Source organism: Iodobacter fluviatilis (assembly GCF_004194535.1).
GTDB classification, from domain to species: Bacteria; Pseudomonadota; Gammaproteobacteria; order Burkholderiales; family Chitinibacteraceae; genus Iodobacter; species Iodobacter fluviatilis_A.
The window spans coordinates 592,308-615,929 of sequence record NZ_CP025781.1; the positions used below are offsets into that span (position 1 = coordinate 592,308).

Below are 23,622 nucleotides of genomic sequence, written 5' to 3' on the forward strand. Positions count from 1 at the left end.
TTCAAAACAAACCTTTTATGGCCTCAAGTAATTCAACCACATTACTAACGCCCAATTTATCCATAGCCTTTTTCTTCTGGGCACTAATCGTCTTCACACTACGCTGTGTATGCAAAGCAATTTCAGAAACAGTCATACCCAAAGCAAATAAGCGGAGCACTTCCTGCTCTCTCTCCGACAACGCCACCTCAGCAAGATTATCACTACCCTTACCATTATTTAACCGATGCAATGTCAAGGCATTTAAAGTAATTGGGTCAATATATGATCTGCCCATTTGAACTTGGCTAATAACAAAAGGTAAACCTGAGAACTCCCCACTCGCCTTACTAATAAAACCAGCAACTTTCAAAGAAAGTATCCGCAAAGCAATCACAACATCATCGTGCGCAGTCAATACAATAATTTTAATATGTGGATATAACTCCTGCACCTGCTTAATTAATTGTAAGCCATCTGAGTCACCTCCCTCATCAAAGGAATAATCACAAAGTAAAACATCACAAGACGTTTTTTGCAGCAATTGCAGCAAGCTAGAACTAGATGATGCGGAGCCAGCTAATCTTAATTCCTTTACATTTTCTAGCACTTTAGTTACGGCAAAAACAATGAGCGGATGATCATCAGCAATAATCACTTGGCACTTGGGCTGAGAGTGACCCTTTAACCGCATAAGTTCCGACCCCTTTAGCATATGTATAAATTAAGTATGGGGAAGACTTCCCTACGGTAATTCCCCCTTTTTAAGCTCACTTAAAAGTAGAGGCTAGGCACATGTAATGCCAGTTTTTGTTTCGGAGTGATGCCCCCCAAACCCATGTGCGGGCATTCGTTATTGTAAATCTAAAGCCATTGCGTAGCGGCTTCTTGCACTTCGGCAAGGCTTTTGAAATCATCGCAGGCTAGCCATTTATAACGCATGGTGCGATTATCGCGCTCAATATACGCATTCTACTGCAGATTGCCAGGCTGAATATGAGCCAATACAATTGATTCTTGTTCTGCCTAATTATGCAGTTAATCTATTCAGGCGAAGTATCACACGCTCTGTAGGGAAAGAGAAAAGAATTTCAATGCCTAATCCTTCTCGATTAAAATCATCAATCACGTTAAATAAACGAATGCTAGGCCCATTGGCTAGTGGATACGGCATAAAGCCCATCGACCCTGTTTCATTTTTTTCCGTTGGCACCGCTAATGATGCTGCCGTTTCACGCTCTAAGCGCTTTTTAGGATTTATTCGCATATTAAATTTTAAAGCGCAATAAGTACGGCAAACGCATTCATGATTCCAGCGCTTGTTCTTAATGTTACGCAGATACAAAAAGCAGCGGCGAAAGCCCCAGCTTCAGTTAGTTTCAGAGAGTAAAATTTTGTATTTTCCGCACATAGATTATGAATAGACAATGCTTTGATTTCAACGGTCCAGTGTGCCATCTCGCGATACATAAATGTTTCAGAATATTTCTGACATGACCTCTTTGATAACGCCCGCTTGCATTTGGGCTTCAATAGACATCTTTTTAAGACGCTTGTTTTAGTTCTCCGGCTCTTTCATCCACGCCATCATGGAAACGCCGTACCATAAAACTTAGCGCGCCACTTATAGAAAGAGGCAGAACTCATGCCGCACTTGCGGCACAGATCGGGGACGGTTGAGCCGATTTCGATTTGCTTTAAAATCACCATAATCTGGCATTATCAATTGCTCACGGCCACCTGTAGAACGCAGCAAAGACTGTGAGAAAATTCTACTTAAAAATGTGCTAGTTTTGTGTGGGGGAGGTGGGGGATGATCCTACCATATAAGCCACAAAGCGTAAAACGGCCCAGTTATTGAGCACCAAGATAGTGACAAAATAACTGAGCCGTTACACAAACACATAGAGTTAATTATTTCAAAAGAATCAAACCGCCTCCTGTTCAGAGAGTGTTTCAGCCCCTATTTTATCCTGCACCACCTGATACAAATCACCTACTGTATTAATCTTTAGCATATCGTCAATTGTAAGTTCAATATTAAATTCGTCGTGCAAAGCCATCGCCAAATCTAATAAATCAAGGGAGTCCGCATAAAGCTGATTCACCAAATCTGCTTCAGGCGTAATATCTTGCTCATCACAGCCTAAGCAATAAGCCAATAAAGCGCGAATACTCGACTCCTGCCTGCTATTTGTACTCATTAACGCCCCCCTTTGCTGCTACGAATCTGCCATCATGCAGCCCATCCTGAGTGAGAATGACTCTACTGGGTTTCCAAGAGGGTGATGCTGGTTTTTTTGCCCCTAACGCATTGATCAATTCATTAATCAAAACATTCGATGAATGTTCAGTTAGTGCGGTATCGCGCAGCAAAATTTCAGCAAAATTCTTTGCATGACCCTTTACATTAGGATGAACAATCGCATTTTTTAATATCGCAAGATTATTCATCATTTTTACCTTGGACTAGGCCTACCTCGTCAAAGCCTTCTACTGCAGTGAGGTGATAATAGCTTAAATTTGTCATCCTAGATTGATTCGAAGCGAACAAATCATCCGAATCCAACTCACCTCCTTCAGACAATTCACCCAAATCCAACTCATCTGCTTCTGAGAACAAATCATCCGAATCCAACTCATCTCCTTCTGAGGACAATTCACCCAAATCCAACTCATCTGCTTTTGTAGTGGGATAATCATCCCAAACCATCTCATCTGCTTCTGTAGTGGGATAATCATCCCAAACCATCTCAACTGCTTCTGTAGCGAACAAATCATCCGAACCCAACTTATCTGCTTCTGTAGATAACTCGCCTACACTTTTCGCCAAGCCCTCCGCATAACTCTGATCATTGGTACCCTTTACCGAAGCTAAAGAAACGACCTCACGCCCCGCCCATTGCAACATCCTTGGCACAATAGAATCTTTTAGCCACTGCCGAGGTGCCGCGATAGAGGTCAGACGAGCCATAGTCAGAACCCGCGCTTTAATATCCGCCACCTGTGGGTGCTGATTTAAACCATCAAGCAAAATACCCCACTGCTGATCTGTCATAGGAGCCAAGTAATCTTCATGCGTATCCCTCACATTCACTGGCAAAAATGTATTACGAACTTTAAGGAACGACTCGCCCTTACGCCCAACTTCTTGGCCCGTAGTGAGTTGCAATACTCCCCTTATGTCAGTGACTAGAACATGAGCTACCGAGGCCGAAGTCGGCTTACTATTTTCTCCATTAAATTTTGACTGGAAAAAATGCGACTTGAGGTAAGACTCAGTGACCCTCTTACCCAAGGGGGCAAATATTAAGCGATCCTCAAGCGGAATATTGCCTTCGGCTACAAGGGGCTGCGGTTTAGCTGACAAGCCGAGCTTCTCATCTGGTTCTATAGATAAGCCTACACTTTCCGCCAAGCTCTCTGCATAACTCTGATCATTGGCACCCTTTACCGAAGCTAAAGAAACGACCTCACGCCCCGCCCATTCCAACATCCTTGGCACAATAGAATCTTTTAGCCACTGCCGAGGTGCCGCGATAGAGGTCAGACGAGCCATAGTCAGAACCCGCGCTTTAATATCCGCCACCTGTGGGTGCTGATTTAAACCATCAAGCAAAATACCCCACTGCTGATCTGTCATAGGAGCCAAGTAATCTTCATGCGTATCCCTCACATTCACTGGCAAAAATGTATTACGAACTTTAAGGAACGACTCGCCCTTACGCCCAACTTCTTGGCCCGTAGTGAGTTGCAATACTCCCCTTATGTCAGTGACTAGAACATGAGCTGCCGAGGCCGAAGTCGGCTTACTATTTTCTCCATTAAATTTTGACTGGAAAAAATGCGACTTGAGGTAAGACTCAGTGACCCTCTTACCCAAGGGGGCAAATATTAAGCGGTCCTCAAGCGGAATATTGCCTTCGGCTACAAGGGGCTGCGGTTTAGCTGACAAGACGAGCTTCTCATCTGGTTCTATAGATAAGCCTACACTTTCCGCCAAGCTCTCTGCATAACTCTGATCATTGACACCCTTTACCGAAGCTAAAGAAACGACCTCACGCCCCGCCCATTGCAACATCCTTGGCACAATAGAATCTTTTAGCCACTGCCGAGGTGCCGCGATAGAGGTCAGACGAGCCATAGTCAGAACCCGCGCTTTAATATCCGCCACCTGTGGGTGCTGATTTAAACCATCAAGCAAAATACCCCACTGCTGATCTGTCATAGGAGCCAAGTAATCTTCATGCGTATCCCTCACATTCACTGGCAAAAATGTATTACGAACTTTAAGGAACGACTCGCCCTTACGCCCAACTTCTTGGCCCGTAGTGAGTTGCAATACTCCCCTTATGTCAGTGACTAGAACATGAGCTGCCGAGGCCGAAGTCGGCTTACTATTTTCTCCATTAAATTTTGACTGAAAAAAATACGACTTGAGGTAAGACTCAGTGACTCTCTTACCCAAGGGGGCAAATATTAAGCGGTCCTCAAGCGGAATATTGCCTTCGGCTACAAGCGGCTGCGATTTAGCTGACAAGCCGAGCTTGCTCTGCAACAACTCGCTCGGTTGCTCATTATTTAACACCCGCGCAGCAGTACGCCCCAACGTCTCATCCGATCTTATATTCCTTACACCTTTAAGTGTGCCCATATTCAAGGAAGAGTGAAATACCGGAGTATTGTCCTCGGCGCTTGAAACACGATGCGTTGCTCCCAGCCCACTCTGCCGCTCAATAGACGAGCTCTCCGATTGGGTGGCTCGCATATGAGCGTCTCCCCGCTTGGTAGGCTCTTTTAATTGGATATCCAACGAACTAATAAACCTTTTAGGAGCAGCTTGCCCTTCACTAAAGGGAGTCGTCACCCCAGGACTTGAATCTGTTTGCTCCGCACCATGACGAGGCTGGGCATCCCAAGTAGGATTAAACGTTGGATTAAACGTTGGATTAAACGTTGGATTAAACGTTGGACTAAAAGCAGGATTAATCCCTCTATTTACCGGTACCGAGTTTGCAGTGCCCTGTGGCTCATTTGTTCCAGAATAATTATGATTAATGATATAAATATCATGTGAGTCCCTTACATCTCCTTGCTTGCTTGGCTGTAAACCATGAGTATCTGCTGCTGGCACTGACTCATCAGGCCCTACTACTGGAGCTTGCACTGCATCAGGCTCTAATCGCTCAGGATAATGAGCTGGCGGAGTATCAGCGGCAGGTAATTCACTCGGCACATCAGGATCTCGCCCTGCCGGCTTTGCAGCCCCAAGAATATCCCGCAATAACTGGGGCAACACCGCAATCAGATCTAAATCACGCCCCAACTGACCGATCGTATTACTACTACCTGCCTTGGCGAGCAACTCACTCCTTGTTGCACGCAATGCCTCAAATACCTGCATGGCACTCCGGTCAATCACCTGGCTCACTGCAGCGCGACTAGCATCAGTCAACTCACCTTTCAACTGCTGCTCTAAGTACTGACAAATAAAAGGCATCGCCTCATGAATCATCAGATTTGAACCGAGCTGATGGGCTGATCCACCTTGCTGATTGCTCACCTCGGCCACCAGCTTAGATAATTGTTTTTCTAAACCAATACGGCCAACATACGTTTTATTGACTTGTGGATACCAAGCCGAAAAGCCCGATTTTTCTAGCTTCAAACCATCTTTCTGAATTAACTTGCAAAAGCTTTTTGCCAGTTTGTCAAGCGCCTCTTTCTGCTGATTCGTAATGCCTTCCGTCTTACTTAGCTGGGTATACACCTTGGCAAAATTCATGACCTCCTGCTGGGCAAAGACGTTACTCGAATGATCATAAATAGATGTCAATTTAGCCGAATCACCACAGGCAAACAAACACGCCAAGCTGCTATTTTCCTGAGCTTTAGCAAAATCAGTGGGGAGCAGATATGCTCTAGTAGCGGAGGCTAAAGAAGAGGTCATCGTTTGCGAGCGAGGAGGCCCACTCTCTTGTGCAGTAGCTAGAGCTGGCCCGCTCCCAACCCCACGCAGCTGTGCAGCAATATCACTCGACTTGCGGTGCACGTTTGGCATGCTAAAAGAGCGATGCAACCCGGAAGATTGAACAGACGTACCTAGAGCAGGCATATACAACTCCAAACAAAAAAAGACACGATTCACAGCTGGGAAAGTGCGGATTAAATCGTTACATACAAATCAATTTATAAAATTCCAGCTCATACTTCTTAGCAAAGCAAGCATAAGCAAACAAATAGATCAGAACATCCCAAAGCCGGCTTAATATCCAGTGCAAAATGCGAAACAGCGCCTGAACCCATAAGGAGCTTAGGCGCTGCCATGAAATAAATACCTAGATTTGCAAAAAGGCCTTATCGGTTTCCAACAAGCTGCTGATGGTGCTGCTCAGCACCTTAATCAAGTTATCCGTCATTGACTGAGCATTGCTGTATTTTTGCGTCAGCGTTTGCAAGGTATTTTTCATCTTTTCATCCATAGAATCAAAACCTGCTTTCCAGATTTGGAAATCCGTACTGGTCATCTTCACAGGGTCATTGCCCAGAACAAGGTTAGCAATCATTTGATCAATAGGGCCAATATCAATCGTTACAACAAACTTACCAGAACCAGGAGGCGATTCTTTCACACAAGATGGGTCAAGCCCCATTTCTGTTGCCCATTCTTCTGCCTTACCCTTGCTGGCCCCAACCACTGCGCCATCATCGTTTTTCGGTGGAAAAAGCACTGCGTTTTCACCTGGTTGGCCACCTGGGAAAAATTGTCCTTTCAACGCCTCAAGCTGACCTTGTAACTCTCTCATCGAGACATTTACAGACTGCCCATCCGTCGAGCCGTTAATCAACTTCTCAAGTGCCGCCAAAATCTTACTAAACTCTGCATAAAACGCGATATATTTGTCGACGGCATTTTCGTAAACACCCAAATAATTATCTTGAATATCACCAATGGCATCGGCGATATTGTCGTTCATAGTCCAACTGGAAGTAGGATCATCTTCAACAAACCCAGGCCATTGCTTTGCACTCGCAGTTTCCAGCGCAGGCTGTAAGCTCCGCTCATTAGCCAAGGGTGGCAAAATATTGGCCAACATCAGCGATTGAAAGGTATGCAGGCTGAGCTGCCGTTCTGCCTTAGTATCTTCCAACTGCTGAGTCGCCCGAGATGCCAGTGGCTTCCCTTGTAAAACATCGCGGCTGAGGGCTTGCTGCTGCTGATGCAGGCTTTGACCTTGCTGCTTCAGTGTTTGCAATTGCTGTTGTAGTTGCTGTAGCTGGCTGCGCGGCGCAGCTTTTGCTTCGCTGAGCTCAATCGCTTCTGGAGCCGCCTTTGTATCAGATGCGGCATACTGGGGCACAGCGATTAAATGTTGCAGCGGCGTACTGGATAAGGGTGAGGTCATTTGATTTCTCCAAAAGTTTACCCCCATCAAACTGATGGGGGGGAGCGAGAAATAAAGTTTTATACTTTATTGTTCAACATCTGATTCATGGTCGACATGGTCTGTGCGGCCATATCCGTTACCTGTCTCAACAGATCTTGGAATAAAGTATTTAGCTCACGCTTACGAGTTCCTGATTCTTCATTCAAGGATCCCGCCACCTTCTGCCCTTGCTGGGATAAGTGCTCAGTAGAACGGGCATGAGCCTGCGAGAAATCCCCCACACCACGAATCACATTAGAGAAAATCATACTCAGCCCCATCACCATATCGCCTTGATTCTTGATTGCATCAGCTTTTGCCAAATTCTTCTGCATGGCATCCTGATTCAAATCGCGATCTGTAGTCAGCTTGCTCATTGTTTGCTCTTTGAGCGCGGCTTGCTGCTGTGCAGTAAGCTGAGGGCTACTATTTGCTAACTCGACATGATCGGCAGCATCATTTTTCTTACCTACAACCGGAGCATCAGTCAGCACTTTTGCCTGCGGCTTCACTTTCACGCTGGTCAGCGCATCCGCCCCACCCATTACCGTGCCTGAGCCGGTTTTTAGCGAAGAACTCATACTTCTTAATTCACTCTCCGCCGCTCTCACCTTGCCACCATTAACTTTAAGCGTATCTTTCGCCATACTTGTGCCTTGGCTTTTCCGAGCAGCGCCACCAACCGTAGTGGCTATACTCACCACACTCCCTCCGATGGCATAAGACATTGCATCCGAGCCTCCCTTTATGATCGAGTCAGAAACATTGTGCGCTTGCTTCTCCTCAATCGCAGACATTTTGCCCCCCAACTTTGCTTCGGCAGTACGATTATCTTGCACAACCTCAAGCAGTTTTTGCATCAGTTCACTCGATCGGCTCCCCAGCCCAGAAATATCAAAAGAAGGGGTTGCTTTGGCTTCTTTCTGCCATGCTTGCACTTGTTTTTCCAGCACGGCGATCGACCCGCCCAAGCTGGCAACGCCATCGGCATTATTTAGTTTTTCAGTTAATACTCGGTTAATTTCATCGAGGGGAGGTGCCTCACTCAAAGCAATAATTGGTGGCTTTAAATCAGGTACCCCAACCGAATTCACTCGGGTTAACAAGCCTTTAGCAGAAGACTGCCCACCCAGTACCAACTGAACATCTGCCGTACTGGCTGCGCCTTTAGACTTGCCCGTGCCTTTTACTTCGGCTGTAAAATCCTGAGTAAGCGCTTTCGACTGTGGCAACGTGGAAATGAAATTGCTATTAATTGCGGTCATGATTGATATCCTTAAGCGTGACTATTGCGCAGCACAGCACGACCTGTCGCGTCATGTGCTTCTAGTGTTTGAGACATTTGGGCTAATAGCCCTTGAGTGATGGATTGAGATTTAGCAAAAATCTCCACCGCTTCTTTTAAACACCTGTCCAACTTTTCCATATCAAAGCGGGCCAGAGTAAAAGAAGCCATTGCATCAGCGGCTTTTTTAATAAATACCCCTTGGGCAATCCCTCCCCCCGCCTGAGCAGCCCCGTTTGCCACTTCTCCAGCAGTGGCAACCTGAATCATCGTATTGCCATAGCTTTTAATGGCCACGCTGTCTGTCTTCAACCCCATGCTTTTAGTTAGCCTGGAAACACCCTGAGCCAGGGTTTTACTCGACTGCTTTGCCAGATCCTTTAGAACACTTGGGACTAATTTCTTAATGGTCTCGCCCATCATTTTGCCTATGGAACTCGCCAGCTTGGCTGCAGCACTTTTCCCTACCACCGCAACAGCAGCAATGACAACAACCATCGCTAACGCCGCTGCAATCGCACCGACAATCGAGCCAACCATCTGAGCCGTTTTTTTATCAACACCAAACTCTTCTAAAGCATCACTTATCGCTTTACCAATCGCCTCCATTAATGGCTTAAGTATTTTTTCCATAATGGGCTTCATGGCTTCTTCCATAAAAGAAACGCCCGTTGCTGCCTTTACCACCGTGTCAGCTACCATCAGGGCGATCCCTACCGCCGCCAAAGCAAGGCTTGCACCGCCAGTAAAGGCGGCACCTACCACAGACACAATGGTAAGCAGAGCACCCAGAATTTTACCCACGCAGCCCATTATTTTATTGAGCTCTTCTGCTTTTTTAACTTCTTTTTCGTACTCTTCCGCGTTCTTTTCCATTTCTTTGATACGACCAGACTGCATCGCCTCAAAAATGGATAAATCATTTTTAAGGCTAGCTTCGGCATTGTCACCAACGAGCTCAACAAACATCGCCATCAGCAAGGTCATACGAGCAACCCCAGTGAGGTGCCCCTCTTGAGACTGGCGGACAGCGGGTATATTTCCACACTGCGCTCTGATCTCATCGGCTATTTTATCTGCGGCCTTGGTTTTTTCTGAGGCCGTTTTAGTGGCCTGAACGTACACTTCTTTTGCGCTATCAGCCTTACTCTTTGCCTGATTGGCATTGAGTACCGCTTCATCACGCGCAGCCTTTGTGGCCTCATACTCTGGATCATCTGGGCTCATCCCAGCCAATGCACTTTCAGCCTCAGCTGCGGCCATTTGTGCATTTTTTGCGGCATCTAGCGCAGTCTGGTAATCACCCTCTGCAGCCTTTGCGGCATCTAGCGCTCCTTCCATTTCGCTGATCGCTTTATCAAACTTCTCCTGCAGCGCTTTATTCGCAGTCGTTTGTGATTGACGAAGGGCTTTAAATAAGGCCAAACGCCCTTCTAAAACACTCAACGCAGTATCTCCGAGCAGCTCCATCAACTGCCCAAGCAACAGCGTCAACTTATCCATGCTCCCTGCTTCTTCTGCGACAGCTTGCTTAGGGGGGGTTAACACGGGGGCATTTAAATCCCCTTTCATCGCGGTACGCTCCCCCATCTGCCCAGCACGCACTGCAAAAAGCGCCTGTGCCGCCTTCTGAGCTGTATTAACATAATCCTCACTGGCTCGAGCCTTCTCAAATACGGCTCCCGCCAAGGGATGTTGCTGATAGGCACTGCGGCCAATTACGCCTGAATCACTCATACTTACTCCTCTTCTTGCTCTTGTGTCGCCTCGAGATCCGTTTTTCCAAGCGTGTCTAAATACACCTGAGCCTTCGCTTTCATCCCTTCGTCGCTGCTTTGTTCACAAACCAGTTCAAAGCACTGCTTAGCCTTGGCCGCTTTGCGCATAAAAAGCTGACACTGCCCAGCAAAGAAAACTGCTCGGTAGTCATCCTTACTCAGTGCAAACGCCACGGAATACAGATCAAAGGCTCTTTCAAACTGCTTTTTCAACTGACAAACTGCAGCCAGGCCCATGATGTAATCAGGGTTATAGAAATCGTAGATGCATAGAAAATGAAAGAACGTTTCTGCCTCATCTAAGCGGCCTTTATTATAAAAATCGTAAGCATGCGCATACAAACCCTGCATCATATCGTCGGAAATTCCGTGGATATCTTTTAGCGTTCCTCCGCTACTTACCGTCTCCCAGATCATTTCTGCAATACGTTCTTCACTAGCACTGTCGTCAATGCGCATTTAGCTCACTCCTTTAATCATCAGCCCTACTGAACTGATGAGCTATTAAACATGAATAAATTGTTTGCTACATTCAAGAATCGCTCACGCCCATGGGCGCTTTGACCTGTTTGATTAAGCATTTTCTGTAAGTAAAATAAATTCTCAAATACGAACTATTTTGGAGCGTCCAAAGGGGTATCCAAAAGGGGGTCCGAAGGTAATGCATTTTTGTCAGCATTCTCTACTTGATCAAGCCAGTCCAATAGGCGCAATACATCTTCAATTTCATCAATTTTAATAAATGAGTAACGCCGGTGAGTCTTTAAAATACGCCGTGCCAATGCAATATTGCGAATCACAGGTACGCCTACTTTCTTGGCATACGCTCGCACAGCCAATGCACGCTGATTGGTTTCAATAAGCGAAATAAAGGGAACACCAATGATTTCCGGCTTATAAAAAATGCCAATGGCAATATGGGTTGGATTCGCAATAATAAGCTTTGAATTACTCACATCTGATTTAATCTGCTCTGAAAGAATTTCCTGATGGACTTCACGCCGTTTAGATTTAATCTCCGGATTACCATCCTGCTCTTTATGCTCGCTCTTAACCTGCTGCTTATCCATTTTCATATCTTTCATATGAAGAAAATATTCAGCTAGCGCATCCAGCACTAAAATAAGCACGATGCATCCCATGCAGGTGAGTACAAAGGAAAGTAACAACTCCCGCCAGATAACAGCCATATCCAGCGGACCACCACTTAGTTGAGCAAACAACAGACCCCGCTTGTTGTGCCACACCACGTAAATCGATACAGCAAAACTAAGTAGATACAATAAAGACTTAATAAGGTCTTTAACTGTTCTCAGGCTGAATAGTTTTTTAAAGCCATTAACGGGATTAAGTGCATCAAGATTGAGCTTGAGCGCTTCGGTCGCCAGCACAAAACCACTGAATAATAATGAAGGCAGAGCGGTCGCCACCACACACAATAGAATAATAGGCAGCATAAGCTTTACACCTATCCATAAAATCCCTGCGCTATAACTTTGTATATCCTGCTGAAAACCGCCTGCAATCAACTGTCTATAGGCCGCCATCAGCTCAACTAAGGATGCTGCGGACACGATATAAAGAACACCTGCCATCGTCAGCAAAGCGACAATCAAATCACGGCTTTTGAAAGTCTGACCTTTTTTTGCAGCATCTTTCAGGTGCTTTGGCGTGGGTTTTTCTGTTTTTTCAGAAGACATTTAGCGAAACCAAACAGACAGCGCTTCAGGCTGCAAACTAAGCTCACCAACCATACTAGGCAATATCGGTGAGAAATATAAAAGCAAAATCAGCAGTGCAATTGCACTTTTAATCGTCAGAGAAATTGAAAATGCATTCATTTGTGGCGCAAAACGTGACAATAGGCCCAGAGCAATCTCTGAGAGTAATAATGCAGCCACTACTGGGCTGGCTAATACCAATGCTTTAGCCATTACCTTTGTCAGGATTAACAATATGGGGGGCAATGCTAGGCTGCAATCTCCTAAAGGATCACACAGCTGATAACTCTTGGTAATCACCTCTAACAACAGAGACATGCCACCTCCTTGCAGATAGACCACCGCAGCAAATAAATTAAATAAATTAGCTAGCTCAGACGTGTCGACCCCATTGGCGGGATCCATACTGCTACTAATTGTTGCGCCTCGTTGGTTATCGATAATGCTACCTAAAGCATGAAAAACCCAAAATGGCCAAGTGAGTAAACATCCAAGTAAAACCCCCACCATGGCTTCTTTGGCAATAATGCCTAAATACCAGAGAGAATTAAATTCAGGCAAGCCCCCCAGCGGATAAGGCCACAAGCTCATTGCCACAAGTGTTGAAACCGAAATACGCATCACTCCTGTCAACACATTGCTATTAAAAAATGGGAGCATGAAAAAAATAGGGGCCACACGAGCAAAACCCAGTGCGGCGGCAGCCAGCCAATCATGGACATTAAAAAAGAGACCGTATTGCACTAGTGTTGACCCAACGCCATCCTGAAAACTTCCCGACCGAAGTCAAGCAAGGTTTCGCCATACCACCCTGAGAGCAGAAACAGGCACAGAATGACGCTCAATAATTTAAAACCAAAAGGCAGTGTTTGTTCCTGCAACTGAGTCACTGTTTGAAACAAGCCAATAAGTAAACCTACAATGGTTGCGACAATAATCGGCCAAGCCGAAAGCAATAATACTAAGTACAGTGCCCGATTTCCCGCGAATACCAGATCATTCATTTTTTTTCCCTTGTTGGGCCAGATTATCTACGTCGCAAGGTCTAGGTATTGCAACACGAGTCCCTTGGAGAGCAGAGTCCAGCCATCAAGCGCAACAAACAGCACTAGTTTAATTGGCACAGAAATGGTCACTGGGCTCATCATCATCATCCCCAGCGCAAGCAAAATGCAGGAGATCACCATATCGACGACCACAAAAGGGAGATACAAATAAAAACCAATTTTAAACGCGCTCTTGATTTCACTCAGCGCATAAGCAGGTAATAAGGCCAAAATGGAGGGCTTGTCATCTACGACAACCACTTCACCGTCTCGTGTTGCACGGTCTACCTGTGCTTTTTCAAAGAAACGAGTCAGCTCTGGATCTGCATATTTTTTTAAATAACTGCGGTAACTATCGAGCCCGTTTTCTGCAAAATAGCTAACCGACTCAACGCTACTAAAGTTGATATTGTCGTCACGATAAACGTCATAAGCGTCTTTCATTACCGGCGTCATAACAAACATAGATAAAAGTAGAGCAATACCATTCAGCGTCATATTGGACGGCACTTGCTGCAGCCCCAAGGCATTGCGTACCATCACAAATACAATGGAGAACTTGATATAACAGGTTCCAGAGGCAATCAGAAATGGCAGCAGCGTAGAAAACGCCAGCAGCGCAATCATCGAAATGTCATTCGACATGCAAAACCTCTTGCTGTATCTCTAACAATTCCACACCCAGCCGACCATCCACCTGAACCAACTCGCCTCGCGCAATCAATACCCCATTGGCCTTCACTTCAATCTGCTTCTCTGCATCTGGAAGCAATGGCAGTAATTGCCCAAGATATAAATCGCCCAGCTCGGCCACACTGACCGTGCTTTGCTGCAAAATAAATTCCAAACGTAGCGGCAGCTCTGCCAGTAAATCTGGGATTTCAGTAGGCGTAACAAGATGCGCTTGGTCTTCTCTTTCAATCATGATTCCATCCTCATTTTGCCAATAGCGGCCTATCCTCACATCGCAGCTTTTAACCCAATGCGTTTCTTCGGTAATAAGTAATACATCCCCCACGCCCAAGCGTGCTTTTGCTCGCTGGCTCAACTTGCTGTAGCCAATTTCAAATATTAATTGCAAGGGCAAAGTAAGCAGCCATGCAGGGTTTACCTTATCTTGACCTTTCCTCATTGCAGGGATATCGATCAGCCACACCCGCCCTTGCGGTGTTGTCAGGCACGGCATGGCTGAGACAGGCATCTGGGCTTTTTCACCAAGTTGCAAACTATCGTAAGCTAACTCAGTAGCGGTGAATTCCAAAGGGCGAGGAGTAGCCATAAAAAGAGCCTGCAACAGTCCCTCATCACCTGTTGAGCCCAATATTTCAGCCAGAGCAGGTGAAACACAGGACAGCCATTCGTGCAAGCTCAGCAGACCTTGCCAACGTCCTCCGTCAACAGAGAAAACATGACATGCTTCCACATCTGGCAAGCTGAAGCTCACCTCAATACCTTGTACTTGCCAACACTTTTGCGCGTGCTGCCAAGCATGCTCTGTACTTGTTAGCTGGCGCAATCCCAATGCATTCACTCGTTTTCCTCATCCTTCGGGTCTTGGCCCTGCTGCTGATCTTTTTGCTGCTCGGAATCACCCAATAAAGTCCAATGCTCAGTGTTATCAATTTGTTGCAAGTGATGGTGCAAACGATCCTGCACAAAGGCATTGGATGGTTGCAATTCAAGCTGCCGATTTCCTTCTTGTGACTGCGCCTGAATACTGACTGAGTGCCCAGCTCCCCAGCGATTAAAACGATAAAGCATCTGACCATCAGGCTGTTGATCTGCTACTGCAACATCGCTCGTTCCTTGACTGAGAGCCTCTTCACTCTTTGGACGATAATTTACAATATGGGCTTCCTTAGTAGGTGCCCGTGATACAAAATTTCCTTCGCCATTGGCAAAGGATGCTGCAAGCATCTGCTCTTGAGCAGATAGCAAATCTTCTTCGCCAGTATCAGGAGTGGCGGCTTTCACACTCATCGATGGCGCTCCCTGCGCGGCAGTCACTATTGCTTCTGAGTCAACGTCGGCTAATGGAGGAGAAATTGCTTTACTCACTAAGCTCTCTGTTGAAGCGCTAAATAAGGTGTCTGAAACTTCTGATGAGGAGCTCACTACTTTATTGCTCTCGCTCACCAAAGAATCTGAGACAGGGAGCTCACGAGACTTACGCGCCTTGAGCGGCTGATCATTTAAAGCCTGCATACCTGCAACGCTAGTCACACCCATAGAACCAAGTAATGGCGCTGAAATATCAACTGGCCTTACTGCTGCTTTGTTGCTTTCGCTCACTAAGGTGCCCGGAGCAGAAAGCACACGAGACTTACCCGTCTTTAACTGCTGGCTATTTAATATCGACATACCGTCAGCTATAGCCTGTGATCCAGACTCTATTTTCATGCTAGGTAAAGAATGATCCACTCTTGCCCTAGAAGTGCCGTTTTTTTGCCCATGCTCATCGCCTTGCACCTGTAGCTTATTCGCCGTTTTCCTACCCAGATGCAGTGCCAAGGGCTTTTCATCGACTAAAAGCGGCGGATGCACTACGACTTCACCGACCGCCTCTAAGTCTTTTTTCTGCTTATGTTTACCGAGCTGAGCAGCAAACTCACTTAATAAACTGCTTGGTTCCGAAACAACAACTGCCCCAGCGTTTACCCCTGCTATCGCTACTATTTGCCCCATGTCACTCGCTCCTGCGCCTCAGACTCTTCCTGGCGTAATTGATACAAACGCCACGCTTGCCGCTGAATTTTCCCCCAGCGTTCGTATTTATCTTGCTTGCGCAGCCAGTACTGACGCTGCAATAAAACAGCCTCTTTTTCTGTTTGCAGAAGCTGCAGCTGTTCGCGCACTCTGCCTTCTTGAAAAGCAAGCATATGTAATTGCCGCCGTAGCACAGCCAGACGACGTTGCATCGCAAATAACTCACCACGATTCATGACGCAGTCCTGTGGCCGCTGAGAGTGCAATAGTTGTTTTATTGCACTACGCTGTGCATCTAAGCCATCTAATTCCGCAGACAATACCTGCCCCTGCTGACTCAATTGAGCTAGCCGCGTATCACAACGCTGCTGACTCACCACACAACGCCGTAATAACCCAGTTAACTTATGCAGCAATCTCATGCATCGCTCGCAAGGTCATTTCAAATGAACTCCCTTCATCTAACGGCTGGCGTAACCAGCCTTGTATCGCAGAGCGCTTATTCATTGCACGATCGTTTTCTGCATTCTCTCCAGCTTTGTACTCACCCAAATCAAGAAACACTTGTAAATCTTCCAACCTTGCTAATACGCCCCTTAGCTCGCTCGCTAGACGCTGATGCTCTCGACTACTTACCCGCCCAGCGACTCGGCTCACACTTCGTAACACATCAATCGCTGGGTAATGATTTTGTGCGGCTAACTTACGACTAAGGTAAATATGGCCATCCAAAATAGAACGAATTTCATCCGCAATAGGATCAGGTTCATCGTCGCTTTCTAATAGCACCGTATAAAAAGCCGTCATACAGCCTTTCTGTGTTTGACCTGGGCGCTCCAGCAATCTAGGTAAGGAATCAAACACCGACGCGGGATAGCCACGGCGTGCCGGTGCTTGCCCAGCAGCCAAGGCCACATCACGTAAAGCCCGTGCATATCGGGTGATTGAATCAAGGAACAGCACCACATTTTTGCCCTGATCACGAAAATACTCCGCCACCGTTGTCGCCAATAGCGCTGCATTACAACGATCCAGAGAAGAGAAATCTGAGGTGGCATAAACCAAGACACACTGATGATGGCGGCCTGATCGGCGTAACTCCTCGGTAAATTCGGTCACCTCTCGCCCCCGCTCACCGATTAAACCAATCACAAATACATCGGCATCCGCCTGCTCAATGAGCATATTCATCAGCATCGTTTTTCCACAACCTGCTGATGCAAAAATACCGACCCGCTGCCCATCGCCGCAAGTAAGCAAACCATCAATGGCCCTTACTCCTGAGACAAAAGGCTGCTGTATTCCTACCCGCTCCGCATAACTTGGCGGAGTCGCCTCAATAGAGCGCCACTCCCTCCTGCCATTTGATGCTTCGACAAAACGCTCAACAACCTTGCCCGAGGGGTCGAGCACAGAACCTAGTAAGAAATCACCCACCTCAACTTGTAAGCCTGCGCCTGTAGGCTGCAATACAAGCTCACGAGATAATCCTTGAGCATTACCAATTAAGCTCAAAATTGTGCGTTCTTGATTGAAACCAAGCACTTGAGCACGAGCTACACATATAGAATCCTGCCAGCTCCGGTATATCTCACAGATTTCCCCTACAACCACTCCAGGCAAAACTGCTTCGACAATCGGGCCAGACAAACGCAATGGATTGGCTTGACGGCGCAAGAGTCGTAAAGGCTTCATTACTGCACAGCCTCAACAAAGCGTTCCAGCCGCTCAAGATAACCATCAAGCGCCTCAGAAAAACTTTGACCATCGCGTAAAGAATTTTCTTGCAATAAGCCCCTTAACTCTAGATAGCCATCATTCACCGCCAACTGCAATTGCTCACCACGCACAAAACTACAACCCTGCATCAACACATTCAATAAACGGGTTGAGCATTGATCAAAGACGTTGTCGTTATGCTCAATCAACTGCGACCACAACCAAACTTCTCCATCTTTATTAGTAACATAAATACTAGGTAAACGATGAAGATCGAGCGCGATGGTTGAATGACTATCTAAGTCGCCCTGCAACATTTGTTCACACCCATTTTCTTTTAATGCATCACGAACTAGGGTGGCGACATCAACTGCAAACATAGTATTTACCTTCTATTAAATGGACTTAATGACGTTAACCGATACGCTATCGGATATTTCACCAAACGACAGCACTTCAAGATCACGAAAGCGAGTTTCAATGAGTTTCTTAATATAACGCCGCACATCTACCGATGCCAGCAACACCAAATCTTTATGTGCAATGCTTAATCCATCCAAAGCAACGGCAAAAGCATCCATTAACTCTTCAGAATCAGCAGGCTCCAAGTTGAGGAACGAGCCATTCGAGGTCTGACGAACTCCTTTACGAACCACATCTTCTATCTCCGCTGAAACCACAATGGCTCTCAACTCATTTCCTACAGCAAACTTATGACAAATATAGCGGGCAAGCGAACCACGCACATGCTCAACCAGTGCAATCACATCTTTCTCACGGGGAGCCCAATGAGCAAGGGCTTCCATAATGAGTTTCATATTCCGAATAGAAATGCGTTCAGAAAGTAAGCGCTGCAACACCTCTGAAATCCGCTGAACTGTGGCATGGCGCAGCACCTCTTTCAATAAATCTGGATATTTCTCTTCTAATAAATCCAGCATTTGTTTCGTTTCTTGCACACCAAAATACTCATTCACATAATGGGCAAGTAAGGTTGCAAAGCATTGATATAACTCATCAACAGCCGGGCGCAGCTGGTAGCCCAACTTTTTTAAAGTTTCTTTGGATTCTACATCAACCCAGATGGCTTCCCCTACGGGCACAATACGAATACCGAGCTGCTCAATTTCTTCTGAATAATTCACCACCCGCAGCAAATCAAACTGAACCAAGAACTCTTCAGCACGAATCTCATTAATCAGTAAAACAGCTCGGTTGTCTTCAAGCTCATCGGATGAGCGCATCAGCAGTGCAGGTAAACTGACGCCAAAGTCCAAGAAAAATTGGCTACGTAAACGCTCAGCAAGCTGTCCTTTATTCAATAAGGCATACCGTGCTTTAGGCACCAATAAAACCAAGGGCAATGTTTCAGCAGCCAGCTCATCCAAGTTATCAATCAGGCAGAGTTCACTCCCCCCCAGGGCACTACTCTCTGCAGAAACTGCGGCAGCACCTTCTTTTCTCGGGGCAGAAGCAGCGGTTTTGCTTCCTAACTTAGCTTCTCTGTGCTTGTGATAAAACAACCCCCCCAGCAAAGTTGCCAAAATAAAGAACACCATAAAAGGAAAGCCCGGCAACATCCCTACTGCCAGTGCCAGTATCGCAGTCACAATCAACACAAAGGGCTTACCTAAGAGCTGACTCATGATATTGCGGCCCATATTGTCACCCTCACCACTTACGCGAGTAACAATAAAACCTGCACTAATGGCGATCAGTAGCGCTGGGAGCTGTGCCACTAGACCATCACCAATAGTTAGAATGGTGTATGTAGATAATGCGGTAGAGAAGTCCATCCCATGCTGGTTCATCCCTACTGCAATACCACCAATAAAGTTGACGAAAATAATGATGATGCCAGCGATAGCGTCGCCTTTAATAAACTTCATGGCTCCATCAAATGAGCCGTAGAGCTGGCTTTCACGCTCTAGTACACTGCGCCGTTCGCGCGCGCCATCCGCATCAATCACCCCTGCCCGTAAATCACCATCGATGCTCATTTGTTTACCAGGCATCCCATCAAGCGAGAAACGAGCAGCGACTTCGGCCACCCGTTCAGAGCCCTTGGTAATCACAATAAACTGCACCACGGTCACGATAGCAAAAATAACAAAACCGACCGCCAAGCTATCTCCAATAACAAACTGGCCAAAGGTCGCGACAATTTCACCGGCATCGGCCTCAAGTAAAATCAAGCGACTGGTGCTAATCGACAAAGCAAGCCGAAATAAAGTGGTAATCAGCAAAATTGCGGGGAAAGTGGAGAAATGCAAAATACGCTCGATATAAAACGAGCCCATAAACACCAACATAGCAATCACAATATTCAAGCCGATCAAGAAATCGACTAAATACGTGGGCAAGGGGATAACCAGCATGGCGATAATCATCACCATCAGAAGCAGAATCAACAGCTCCGGGCGCGAACGCATACCGTACAACAATTTATTCAGCACTTTGTCTTTCCATTGAGATCAGTAAACGAGAAGCTGCCATCATGTAGACCGCCTACGCTCAACTTGCTCTAGACGATGAGCAACTGTAGCCAGCCTTTCAAATTCGTTAAGTAATGGAATTACCTCGTCCGGATCAGCAAACAATACGACTGGCAACGATTTACAAGCCTGATGCAGCACTTGCAATAAAGAAGAGCGCTGGGCATGGCGATGGAGCAAAACGTTTTCCCCGACAGCATCCAGCAATAGTTCATCAATCCGAAGCGGATCTTGAAATAAGGACAACATAAAGAGCAACCAAGCTGGCTCACTATCATTAATGTTGCATACAACAGGGCTGCCCAGTAGCCGCTTAATAAACAACACATCACTGGAACGCAGCAATTTCAGCTGACCTAGTTTTCCCAAAATATTGTTAAATTCTTCCCGTGAGCAACTAGGATCTTGTGCATGCATATCCGTGACCAAAGACCCTTCCATGAAATCTAATACCAAAGCCCTACGCTGATACCCATAACTACTGATCCAATTTTGGTAGACATCAATTTCCCCGCCATCGTTTTCCAAAAACTGACGATAACTTGCGCGCAACAGAGCAGGGCTTAAATCCAGGGCTTTCCCAAACAAGCGGGCCTTCAAAGCGCAATTAATGCCGCTTTTCAGCTTTTTAGGTTCCGCCTGCTCTTCTACATGCTTCAGTAATGCTTGCAGGCGCTTACGAACAACCTCTTCCATTTGCTTTCGGCGTAAAATTTCACGCAAAACCAAAGCCAAATCACTATCATCAGGAAACAATTGCTGAGCTTGCCGCAGCAGCTCCTCAAGAGACACTCCACCCATCTGAGCCACTTTCATTACCTGCGCCACCTTGGGCAGAACATCCTCATCCAGAACGCGCTCAAAACTTTCAGAAAGTCCTTTCTTTGTTTCAAGCTCACGGCGGCTACGGAACTGAGTGGCTATGGCAGCCATTTCATCCGAAGAATCAACAAGCTTTTGCACTTGGTCGGCAGGGGTGTTGTCCACCTCCTGTTGGCTATCACTTTGCTGAGTAACTTGTTTTTTACCCGCCTCTTGCTTCTCGTCCAGCTTGGCCTGATGCCTTGCTAAACGTGGCCCAGAAAGTGGAATGGAGTGCCTATTGATCTCCATTACTACGGTCCATGTATTTACGCACCGCCTGTTGCACAAAATTTGCATCAGGTTGACTTATTACGTCTGCAGCCAGATCACTGGCATCACGCTCAGCTGGCTGCTCAATCTGACGAGGCTGAATTAAAAATACGCGCACTAAATTAGAGCTGTTTCGCTGCTGATAACGAAACAAATCCCCTACAAAAGGAAGGTCACCTAGTAGAGGAATTTTTCCGAAATCGTCCGTACTTGCATCACGTGTATAGCCGCCAATCAGTAAGCTTTTATCTTTAGGCACACGGGCCACAGTACTAATCCGTGTGCGGCCAACAGTGGGCAAGACTGTTTTAGTATCTGAATCGCCTCGTGGAACCTCACTGCCATCTTCGATATTCAATGACATCTCAATTTGGCCATCCGCAGAAAAACGAGGAAGTACATTCACAAGGGTGCCGTAAGTCACATGCTGTAACTCTACGCTGCGCTCGCCAATTAACTGGGTATAAAAGGTCCGGCTATTATCAAAAAGCGCTGGTACATTTTCCTGAGTCAACACGACAGGGCGAGAAACAACATTGGCTTTTTTATCCTGACTTAAAGCCAAAATAGATGCCATAAAGCGTGCCCCATCCAAGGTACTAAAAGAGCCTGGATTATTAAAAGAAACGCCTAGCTTATTGGCAATCCCTACACTCCCCTGCCAATTCACTCCCAACTGATCCAAGTCATCTTTTTGCAGATCAATAATCCATAACGACAATTCAACATGCCGCTTAGCCACATCCAGCTCTGCAACTAGATTTTCAATAAAACGTACTTGTTCGGCGGTCCCTTTGACCAACAGACTATTGGTATCGGGATTCGCAATCACTCGAATATTGCCTGCTGCTGGCTCGCGTTTCAGCGCATCCGATAAGCTCATCGGAGACTTGTATGGCGCCGACTCTTCAAGCTTATTAACCGTAGGAAAATCAGGCATCGATGGTGCAACTGCCCCCACCGACTTACCTGCAAGGGTATCGACGCTGTTTTTCTCATCTCGCAACAGACTTATAATGACCGAGGCCATGCCAGGGATCGTAATCTTCTGATCACGCAATTCATAACTTCGATCCCCAACAAAAGTATTATTCAGTCGGACCACACCAATTTTCAGCCGCCCCCCGTCAATTTCACTCCGCTGACTATCCATAAACTTTGCCGCGTTCAATACCAAATCGACATATAACGGCGGACCTGACACGTAAAATGTCCCGCTTTGCTCATCACCTCGCAGTGGATATCGTCGATCATAAAGCCCACTTTTACGAAGAAAAGCATTAAAAGAGCTTAAAGAAATATTGCGTAGTGCAACTACGGAGTTGCGGGTTTCACTCGCATCATAAACATAGATCGTTTGCCCATCGTGATACCAAATCAAACCCAACTGCTGTGACATCTGCTCAAGCACCGCCTGAGGGTTAGCCAAATCAAACTCACCACTCACCTGCTTACGTACAGCCAATTTACTCAAGATAATTGGCTTCTTTAAGCGAGAAGAAATAGCATCGAAAAATGTTCTCAAGCCATCCTGCTTTGCCACATACCCTTGCTGCTCAACTCCCCGCTCTACCGGCAAAGCCGTTGCACCAACAGCCCCCTGCCCCAAAGCTAACAGCAAAGCACCGCACACTAATTTACCGTTTAACTGACTCTGCTTCATTTGATGGCATCATTCATAATATTGGACAACTCACGTGGAGAAACACCAAGTAGCACTCGGATCTCATTGGAAAAATGCGAAGACGATGCATAACCGTTGCTTAAAGCAATTTCAGTTAAACTTTTTCGGCTTTGTGCCGCTTCCAGCAATGAACGCGCCATTCGCCAATCTCGCAATTCTGTTTTGGCCGCATGCCCTAACGCACTACGACACAAGCGACGAAAGTGTGAGCACGACACACCATAACGCTCGCCCAAGTCTTGCACCTTTCCCCCTGCCAACGACTCCGCCAACAAAAAACGGATCAGCCAATAGCATTCAGTACGCCGCAACAAGGAAACCAGCTTCAAAGAATTTTCATGCCCAAGCAGGGTTTGCCCAAGCAACCATCCCTCAACAGCACGCCGCCCCTCAAAGGGCGAAGCATCCGTCAGCGGCATATAGGCCCAACGTAATACATCTGCGACTGGCGGCTCTATATTCTGAGACTCATCAATAAAAGCCTGTAATTTGGCCAGCACAAGCAAACGCACCTCTTGACAACGCGCAGCGCCTTCTATTACCTCTAAGCACAGACGATCTAAAACCAATACGCCACGCCAAGCAGCAGGTAAAACAATGGGCATGATCTGTCCGTCACCAGATAACCTTAATGAGCAGCCAGCGTCA

General features: G+C 46.4%; 21 protein-coding genes and 1 pseudogene. All 22 read right to left on the reverse strand.

What is annotated here, in order from left to right; genetic code table 11:
• Position 1: 1 nt before the first annotated feature.
• On the reverse strand, positions 2–637 hold the full coding sequence (locus C1H71_RS02430; protein ID WP_188053535.1) for a response regulator transcription factor: 636 nt from the start codon (positions 635–637) through the stop codon (positions 2–4).
• A 116-nt stretch (positions 638–753) separates the two neighbouring features.
• A pseudogene (locus C1H71_RS02435) lies at positions 754–1,689 on the reverse strand (integrase core domain-containing protein).
• Positions 1,690–1,907: 218 nt separating this feature from the next.
• The gene (locus C1H71_RS02440; protein ID WP_130105152.1) at positions 1,908–2,183 is read right to left on the reverse strand and encodes a phosphopantetheine-binding protein; all 276 of its coding nucleotides are present in this window, start codon (positions 2,181–2,183) and stop codon (positions 1,908–1,910) included.
• Positions 2,170–2,436, reverse strand: a complete 267-nt coding sequence (locus C1H71_RS02445) for a hypothetical protein (RefSeq protein WP_130105153.1) — start codon at positions 2,434–2,436, stop codon at positions 2,170–2,172. The genes C1H71_RS02440 and C1H71_RS02445 overlap by 14 nt, the downstream gene beginning before the upstream one ends.
• Complete coding sequence (locus C1H71_RS02450; RefSeq protein WP_130105154.1) at positions 2,426–6,094, reverse strand: hypothetical protein; 3,669 nt, start codon at positions 6,092–6,094, stop codon at positions 2,426–2,428. The genes C1H71_RS02445 and C1H71_RS02450 overlap by 11 nt, the downstream gene beginning before the upstream one ends.
• A 223-nt stretch (positions 6,095–6,317) precedes the next feature.
• Entirely contained in the window at positions 6,318–7,385 is a 1,068-nt protein-coding gene (locus tag C1H71_RS02455; protein ID WP_188053537.1) for an IpaD/SipD/SspD family type III secretion system needle tip protein, read from the reverse strand.
• 59 nt (positions 7,386–7,444) lie between these two features.
• Complete coding sequence (locus C1H71_RS02460) at positions 7,445–8,671, reverse strand: IpaC/SipC family type III secretion system effector (RefSeq protein ID WP_130105156.1); 1,227 nt, start codon at positions 8,669–8,671, stop codon at positions 7,445–7,447.
• 11 nt (positions 8,672–8,682) lie between these two features.
• A complete protein-coding gene (gene sctE / locus C1H71_RS02465) occupies positions 8,683–10,428 on the reverse strand; it encodes a type III secretion system translocon subunit SctE (RefSeq protein ID WP_130105157.1) in 1,746 nt (581 codons plus the stop codon).
• Between the two features lie 2 nt (positions 10,429–10,430).
• The gene (gene sicA, locus C1H71_RS02470) at positions 10,431–10,928 is read right to left on the reverse strand and encodes a type III secretion system translocator chaperone SicA (protein ID WP_130105158.1); all 498 of its coding nucleotides are present in this window, start codon (positions 10,926–10,928) and stop codon (positions 10,431–10,433) included.
• Positions 10,929–11,083: 155 nt separating this feature from the next.
• Positions 11,084–12,169 carry an EscU/YscU/HrcU family type III secretion system export apparatus switch protein gene (locus C1H71_RS02475; RefSeq protein ID WP_130105159.1) on the reverse strand — a complete coding sequence of 362 codons (1,086 nt, stop codon included), beginning with the start codon at positions 12,167–12,169 and terminating at the stop codon, positions 11,084–11,086.
• Complete coding sequence (sctT, locus tag C1H71_RS02480; protein ID WP_130105160.1) at positions 12,170–12,934, reverse strand: type III secretion system export apparatus subunit SctT; 765 nt, start codon at positions 12,932–12,934, stop codon at positions 12,170–12,172. It lies immediately after the preceding gene.
• Positions 12,934–13,194 carry an EscS/YscS/HrcS family type III secretion system export apparatus protein gene (locus C1H71_RS02485; RefSeq protein ID WP_130105161.1) on the reverse strand — a complete coding sequence of 87 codons (261 nt, stop codon included), beginning with the start codon at positions 13,192–13,194 and terminating at the stop codon, positions 12,934–12,936. Before C1H71_RS02485 ends, sctT begins: the two co-directional genes overlap by 1 nt.
• A gap of 27 nt (positions 13,195–13,221) precedes the next feature.
• Positions 13,222–13,881 carry an EscR/YscR/HrcR family type III secretion system export apparatus protein gene (locus C1H71_RS02490; protein ID WP_130105162.1) on the reverse strand — a complete coding sequence of 220 codons (660 nt, stop codon included), beginning with the start codon at positions 13,879–13,881 and terminating at the stop codon, positions 13,222–13,224.
• On the reverse strand, positions 13,871–14,767 hold the full coding sequence (locus C1H71_RS02495; RefSeq protein ID WP_130105163.1) for a FliM/FliN family flagellar motor switch protein: 897 nt from the start codon (positions 14,765–14,767) through the stop codon (positions 13,871–13,873). Before C1H71_RS02495 ends, C1H71_RS02490 begins: the two co-directional genes overlap by 11 nt.
• A complete protein-coding gene (locus tag C1H71_RS02500) occupies positions 14,764–15,921 on the reverse strand; it encodes a SpaN/EivJ family type III secretion system needle length determinant (RefSeq protein WP_130105164.1) in 1,158 nt (385 codons plus the stop codon). Before C1H71_RS02500 ends, C1H71_RS02495 begins: the two co-directional genes overlap by 4 nt.
• Positions 15,909–16,364, reverse strand: coding sequence for a type III needle complex assembly protein (locus tag C1H71_RS02505; RefSeq protein ID WP_130105165.1), 456 nt, complete (start codon positions 16,362–16,364; stop codon positions 15,909–15,911). The genes C1H71_RS02500 and C1H71_RS02505 overlap by 13 nt, the downstream gene beginning before the upstream one ends.
• Positions 16,348–17,637 (reverse strand): type III secretion system ATPase SctN, encoded by a 1,290-nt coding sequence (sctN, locus tag C1H71_RS02510; protein WP_130105166.1) that lies wholly within the window; start codon positions 17,635–17,637, stop codon positions 16,348–16,350. Before sctN ends, C1H71_RS02505 begins: the two co-directional genes overlap by 17 nt.
• Positions 17,637–18,041 (reverse strand): InvB/SpaK family type III secretion system chaperone, encoded by a 405-nt coding sequence (locus C1H71_RS02515; protein WP_130105167.1) that lies wholly within the window; start codon positions 18,039–18,041, stop codon positions 17,637–17,639. The genes sctN and C1H71_RS02515 overlap by 1 nt, the downstream gene beginning before the upstream one ends.
• A gap of 15 nt (positions 18,042–18,056) precedes the next feature.
• Positions 18,057–20,117, reverse strand: a complete 2,061-nt coding sequence (locus C1H71_RS02520; RefSeq protein ID WP_130105168.1) for an EscV/YscV/HrcV family type III secretion system export apparatus protein — start codon at positions 20,115–20,117, stop codon at positions 18,057–18,059.
• A gap of 39 nt (positions 20,118–20,156) precedes the next feature.
• The gene (gene sctW / locus C1H71_RS02525) at positions 20,157–21,119 is read right to left on the reverse strand and encodes a type III secretion system gatekeeper subunit SctW (RefSeq protein WP_188053539.1); all 963 of its coding nucleotides are present in this window, start codon (positions 21,117–21,119) and stop codon (positions 20,157–20,159) included.
• A 136-nt stretch (positions 21,120–21,255) separates the two neighbouring features.
• Positions 21,256–22,953 carry a type III secretion system outer membrane ring subunit SctC gene (sctC, locus tag C1H71_RS02530; RefSeq protein ID WP_130105170.1) on the reverse strand — a complete coding sequence of 566 codons (1,698 nt, stop codon included), beginning with the start codon at positions 22,951–22,953 and terminating at the stop codon, positions 21,256–21,258.
• On the reverse strand, positions 22,950–23,579 hold the full coding sequence (locus C1H71_RS02535; RefSeq protein ID WP_130105171.1) for a helix-turn-helix domain-containing protein: 630 nt from the start codon (positions 23,577–23,579) through the stop codon (positions 22,950–22,952). Before C1H71_RS02535 ends, sctC begins: the two co-directional genes overlap by 4 nt.
• Positions 23,580–23,622: the final 43 nt, after the last annotated feature.